The sequence below is a fragment of the Mesorhizobium sp. M7A.F.Ca.US.014.04.1.1 genome (genome assembly GCF_003998745.1).
In the GTDB taxonomy this organism is placed as follows: Bacteria; Pseudomonadota; Alphaproteobacteria; order Rhizobiales; family Rhizobiaceae; genus Mesorhizobium; species Mesorhizobium ciceri.
In genome coordinates this window covers 1-5,983 of the sequence record NZ_RZRW01000365.1, presented here as the reverse complement: position 1 = coordinate 5,983, position 5,983 = coordinate 1, and the positions used below count along the sequence as shown (strand labels likewise).

General features: G+C 65.5%; 6 protein-coding genes. 1 reads left to right on the top strand and 5 read right to left on the bottom strand.

What is annotated here, in order from left to right; genetic code table 11:
• The 5 genes from EOA22_RS22115 to EOA22_RS22095 all read right to left on the bottom strand — a co-directional run.
• The coding region (locus EOA22_RS22115) for a sarcosine oxidase subunit gamma family protein (protein WP_127390218.1) at window positions 1–460 on the bottom strand (460 nt) is incomplete at its 3' end.
• Complete coding sequence (locus EOA22_RS22110; RefSeq protein WP_063168973.1) at window positions 453–3,449, bottom strand: sarcosine oxidase subunit alpha; 2,997 nt, start codon at window positions 3,447–3,449, stop codon at window positions 453–455. The genes EOA22_RS22115 and EOA22_RS22110, both read right to left, overlap by 8 nt.
• Window positions 3,446–3,742, bottom strand: a complete 297-nt coding sequence (locus EOA22_RS22105) for a sarcosine oxidase subunit delta (protein WP_013529658.1) — start codon at window positions 3,740–3,742, stop codon at window positions 3,446–3,448. The genes EOA22_RS22110 and EOA22_RS22105 overlap by 4 nt, the downstream gene beginning before the upstream one ends.
• A gap of 10 nt (window positions 3,743–3,752) precedes the next feature.
• Window positions 3,753–4,193, bottom strand: coding sequence for a hypothetical protein (locus EOA22_RS22100; protein WP_013529657.1), 441 nt, complete (start codon window positions 4,191–4,193; stop codon window positions 3,753–3,755).
• A complete protein-coding gene (locus EOA22_RS22095; RefSeq protein WP_063168974.1) occupies window positions 4,193–5,446 on the bottom strand; it encodes a sarcosine oxidase subunit beta in 1,254 nt (417 codons plus the stop codon). The genes EOA22_RS22100 and EOA22_RS22095 overlap by 1 nt, the downstream gene beginning before the upstream one ends.
• Before the next feature lie 269 nt (window positions 5,447–5,715).
• Here EOA22_RS22095 and EOA22_RS22090 point away from each other — a divergent pair.
• On the top strand, window positions 5,716–5,983 hold a 268-nt coding region (locus EOA22_RS22090; protein ID WP_127390217.1), incomplete at its 3' end, for an SDR family NAD(P)-dependent oxidoreductase.

Below are 5,983 nucleotides of genomic sequence, written 5' to 3'. Positions count from 1 at the left end.
GGATGGTGCGCGACGTCGCGCCCACCGGGAAGGCGTCGAGCGACAGATCCTGCGGGCAGCCCGCATTGATCGTCGCCGCTGCCCCCGCGCCCGTCACTGATATCGCGATGTTGCGATGCGAGATGCCGACCGCCGAGTGCAAAGCGGCAACCCCGGCCCAATCGGCCAGCGGATCGTTGCCGGCTTCATCGATGACAAGCCATTCGTCGGGGCCGAGCCACAAGGCGGTGCGCCCGCCCTTCGAGGAGGATGTCTTCGGCTTTTTCGGCAAGGTCACGCCGAGCGCCTTCGAAAGCGCTGCGGCCGAAGCCTCCGGCGCACGCAGCGAAATGCGCTCGGCCGGCGGCAGCACCTCGACCTTGACGGCGGCAGCAGTGGTGCTGCGTCCAGCCAGCGCCGGACGGCGCTCGACCGAAGGCGATGCAGCCGGAGCCGTCTTCCTTGCAGCGGCCTTAGCCATTGAGGCGCCCTCCCGTCTCGTCGAAGAACACCATGCCGGTAACCTCCACTTCGATCACCCCGTTCGGCATCGGCACGTAGAGCGTGTCGCCCATCCGGTCGCGGCCGCCGGCGACCAGCGCCAGCGCGATCGAGCGGCCGCAATTTTCCGACCAGTAGCTCGAGGTGACGTGACCGATCATCTTCATCGGGATCGCCTGCTTGGGGTCGGCGACGATCTGCGCGCCTTCCTCCAGCACCACCTTTGGGTCTTTCGTTTTCAAGCCGACCAGTTGCTTGCGGCCCTTGGCGACCAGGTCGGGCCGCGCCATGCCCCTGATACCGACGAAGTCGGTCTTCTTCTTGCCGACCGCCCAGTCGAGACCGGCATCGTTCGGCGTCACCGTGCCGTCAGTGTCCTGGCCGACGATGATGTAGCCCTTTTCGGCGCGCAGCACGTGCATCGCCTCGGTGCCGTAGGCGGCGGCGCCATGCTTCTGGCCTTCGGCCCAAAGCGCTTCCCAGACCGCCTGGCCATAGTCGGCAGGCACGTTGACCTCGAAGCCCCGCTCGCCGGTGAACGACATGCGGAACAACCTCGTCGGCACGCCGCAGATCTTGCCTTCGCGCACCGACATATGCGGCAGCGCCTCGTCCGACATGTCGATGCCTTCGACCAGCGACGCGATGATGTCGCGGGATTTTGGTCCCTGCACGGCGATGACAGCCCATTGTTCGGTGATCGAGGTCAGCCAGACATTGAGATGCGGGAACTCGGTCTGGAGATAGTCCTCCATGTGGTTCATGACACGCGGCGCGCCGCCGGTCGTCGTCGTCACATGGAAACGGTCGGGCGCCAGCCTGCCGACGACGCCGTCATCATAGATGAAACCGTCCTCGCGCAGCATGATGCCATAGCGGCAGCGGCCGGGTTCCAGCTTCTCCCAAGGGTTGGTGTAGAGCAGCTCCATGAATTTGGCCGCATCCGGCCCGACCACTTCGATCTTGCCCAGTGTCGAGGCATCGAACAGGCCGGCAGTCTTGCGCACGGCGACGCATTCGCGGTCGACAGCAGCATGCATGTCCTCGCCCGCCTTGGGGAAATACCAGGCGCGCTTCCACTGGCCGACATCCTCGAACACCGCGCCTTGCGCCTCGGCCCAGGGATGGATCGCCGTTTTACGCGTCGGGTCGAACAGCGGCCCGCGCGCATGGCTGACGATGGCGCCGAAGGTCACCGGCGTATAGGGCGCCCGGAACGTGGTCAGGCCGACCTCCGGGATCGGCTTTCCCAGCATCTCGGCGGCAATCGCCAGGCCGTGCATGTTGGAGGTCTTGCCCTGATCGGTGGCCATGCCGTTGGTGGTGAAGCGCTTGACGTGCTCGATCGAGCGCATGCCTTCGTGCACCGCCTGGCGGATATCCTTGGCGGTGACGTCGTTCTGGAAGTCGACAAACGCCTTCACCGTGGTGTCCGGCCCGGCGCCAGGAGCCGCACCCAGCATGCCGCGCGACCAGCTCTCCGAGGTGTCGACCTTCGGCTTCGTACCCTTGGCGGTTTTCGCGCCCGCATCCCTGGCCGCTTTGGCGCCCGCGGCATAGGCCTCGTCGACCGTCGCCGATAGGCCGTCGGTACCATTGCAGGCGCCGACAGAGACACAATCCTGCGCATAGGTGCCCGGCACGAAGCGCTTGGTCTCGTCGTTGAAGGCGACCTTGCCGCGCGACTGCGAGAACAGATGCACCGACGGCGTCCAGCCGGCCGACATCAGGATCGCGTCGACTGGAATGATGCGTTCGCCGCCGCCATTCTTCGGCTGCACCGTCATCGAGGAAACGCGCAGCTTGCCGCCGGCGCGGATCACCGCGCGGCCGAAATTGACCTCGATGCCGAGCGCCCTCGCCTCGTCGATCACCGGTCCGGTCGGATTGTCGCGCAGATCGACGATCGCCGCCACGTTGACGCCGGCCTTCTTCAGGTCGATCGCCGCTGCATAGGCGGAATCATTGGCGGTGTAGACGCCGACATTCCTGCCGACCGCGACGCCATAGTGGTTGAGATAGGTGCGCGCGGCACCCGCCAGCATGATGCCCGGGCGGTCGTTGTCGGCGAACACCATGTGGCGCTCGATGGCGCCCGAGGCCAGCACCACGCGCTTGGCCCTGACTTGCCACAGCCGCTCGCGCGCCAGATCGTGGCCGGGAGCCTTCAGATGATCGCTGACACGCTCGACCAGGCCGACGAAATTCTGCGCGTAATAGCCAAACGCCGTCGTGCGCGGGAGCACGCGGACATTGTCCATCGCGGCGAGCTTCGCCACGGCAGCTTGCGCCCAGGCAAAGCCGTCCTGGCCGTCGATTTTCGCGCCGCTCTCGAAACGCAGGCTGCCGCCGAACTCGGCCTGCTCGTCGGCGAGGATGACCCGCACGCCGGTCTCCGCCGCTGCCAATGCCGCAGCGATGCCCGCCGCACCGCCGCCCAGCACCAGCACGTCGCAATGCGCATAGCGTGACGAATAATGGTCGGGATCGGGCTGGTCCGGGGAAACTCCAAGACCGGCCGCGGCGCGGATCTTGGGCTCGTACAGGCTCTTCCATGCCGCCTTCGGCCACATGAAGGTCTTGTAGTAGAAGCCGGCCGAAAACATCGGCGACGCGATGTCGTTGACCGCACCGACGTCGAAGGACAGCGACGGCCAGCGGTTCTGCGACTGCGCCTCGAGCCCGTCATAAAGCTCCTGCACAGTCGCGCGCACGTTCGGCGTCTTGCGTGCCGCGTCGCGCCTGATTTCGACCAGCGCGTTCGGCTCCTCGGCGCCCGCCGACAGGATGCCGCGCGGACGGTGGTACTTGAACGAACGGCCGACCAGATGGACGCCATTGGCGAGCAGCGCCGAGGCCAGCGTGTCGCCCTCGATGCCGGCATAGGACTGGCCATCGAAGCTGAAACGCGCGGTCTTGGCTTGGCTGAAGCGGCCGGCGCCGGAAATGCGGTACGACGCGCCGCTCATTTGCCAACTCCTGGCAGCTTGGAGGGTTTGGGTTCGCCGGCCTTGTAGGTCATGACGAACCTGTCGGTGACGGTGTCGCGCACGGCGTTGAAGAAACGCGCGCAGCCATGCATGTGCCGCCACCGCTCATAGATGATGCCCTTGGGGTTGGAGCGGATGAAGAAGAACTTTTCGAAATCGTCGTCGCTCTCGCCGGCCATATTGGCCGAGCGCGCGATATGCGCCTCGCCGGCGTTGCGGAACTCGAGTTCCGGACGCTCTTCCTCGCAATAGGGGCAGCGGATGAGAAGCATTTGTTCGTTCCTACAATTCGCCGTGGCCGACGCGGGCGCCCGCCGGTTGATCGCAAAGCTTCTGTCCCAGGGTCGCGAACGGCGCGACGAGCCGGATGCGTTCCTCCACGCTTGCAGCGGGACGAAACAGATCGCGCGACGCCATGTTGCCGAGAGTGAGTTGCATCGGATCGGTGGTGACGATGACTTGACGCGGCTGGAATGTCTCGTCTTCGTCAAGCCCTTCGGGACGTCCCTCGAAGAACATCACCACCCGCTGGCCGCCGCTCCAGACGCAGGCCAGCGTGCCGTCGTCGACCGAAAACGGCCAGACGGTCTCGTTGCCGGTGCGGCTGATCGGTTGCGTGCGCACTTCGTCAGCCGACGGAAAATGGAACATGCCCCGTTCCCCCGCCAGCACGTGTTCCCCCGCCAGAATCAGCGGCATCGCGACAGCCATCCCAGCCATCATCAGTGCGCCACCGCCGCCGCCGCCGCCTCGTCGATGAGCCGGCCGGTGCGGAAGCGCTCGATGGTGAAGGGCGCATTGATCGGATGCGGATCGTCTTTGGCGATGGTGTGGGCAAAGACATGGCCCGAGCCCGGCGTCGCCTTGAAGCCGCCCGTGCCCCAGCCACAATTGACATAAAGCCCGGGCACCGGCGTCTTGGCCAGGATCGGCGAGCGGTCGGGCGTGACGTCGACGATGCCGCCCCACGAGCGCAGCATCTTCATGCGCGTGAAGATCGGGAACATCTCGCAGATGGCGTCCAGCGTGTGCTGCAATATGTGCAGGCCGCCGGTCTGCGAATAGGAGACATACTGGTCGGTGCCGGCGCCGATCACCAGCTCGCCCTTGTCGGACTGCGAGATATAGGCGTGCACCGTGTTCGACATGACCACGCAGGGCACCACCGGCTTGACCGGTTCCGACACCAGCGCCTGCAATGGATAACTCTCCAGCGGCATGCGCACGCCGGCCATGTTCATGATCACTGAGGAATGGCCGGCGGCAACGACGCCGACCTTCTTGGCACCGATGAAGCCGCGCGTCGTGTCGACGCCCAAAACCGCGCCATTGGCCGCCCGCTTGACCCCGGTGACCTCGCAATTCTGAATGATATGGACGCCGCGCGCCGAGGCGCCGCGCGCATAGCCCCAGGCAACCGCATCGTGGCGCGCCGTGCCGCCGCGCCGCTGCAGCGCCGCACCGACCACCGGATAGCGCGCATCCCTGGAGGTGTTGAGCGGCGGGCAGAATTCCTTCGCCTGCTCCGGCGTCAGCCACTCATTGTCGATACCGTTCAGCCGGTTGGCGTGCACGTGGCGCTTCAGCACCTGCACGTCGTGCACATTGTGCGCGAGCATCATGACGCCGCGCGCCGAATACATGACGTTGTAGTTGAGCTCCTGGCTCAGCCCATCCCACAGCTTCAGTGCATGGTCGTAGATGCCGGCGCTCTCGTCATAGAGATAGTTGGAGCGGATGATGGTGGTGTTGCGGCCTGTGTTGCCGCCGCCGAGCCAGCCCCTTTCCAGCACCGCGACATTGGTGATGCCGTGAACCGTGGCGAGGTAATAGGCGGTGGCCAGGCCATGGCCGCCGGCGCCGACGATGATGACGTCGTATTCTTTCCTGGGCTCAGGCGAGGACCACTGTTCTTCCCAGCCCTTGTGGCCGCGCATGGCTTCACGGGCGATGGCGAATACCGAATATTTCTTCAACGTCCCAACCTCGCCCCAAAAAGGCTTCGCGAATGGCGGCCGGCGTTCAGTCGGTCCCGGCGCGCGAGGTGTATCACTAGCGAAACAGCGCTTCCACCCTTGCGCTGTTTGCGACGGCGCTTGCCGTTTTGCGCCGTGGTGAAAAAGACGCATCCGGCGCGTCGGCGCTTTCCAGCATCTTGGCGGGTATCGGGTGGCTCGCCTGGCCTCGATCTGCGACCAAGCATCCCAACTGCCGGTCAAGCCGGCGCGAAGAAAAGGATGCAAAAATGTTCGCACTCGCAAACAAGATCGCCATCGTCACCGGCGCCAGTTCCGGCATCGGCCGCGCCACGGCAAAACTCTTCGCGGAGGAAGGCGCCAAGGTCATCGTCGCCGCCCGCCGCCAGGCCGAGCTCGACGCGCTTGTCGCCGAAATCGCGGATGCCGATGGCATCGCCATCGCGCTTGCCGGCGATGTCCGCGACGAAGCCTACGCAAAGGCCCTTGTCGATCTGGCGGTCGAAAAATTCGGCGGGCTCGACATCGCCGTCAACA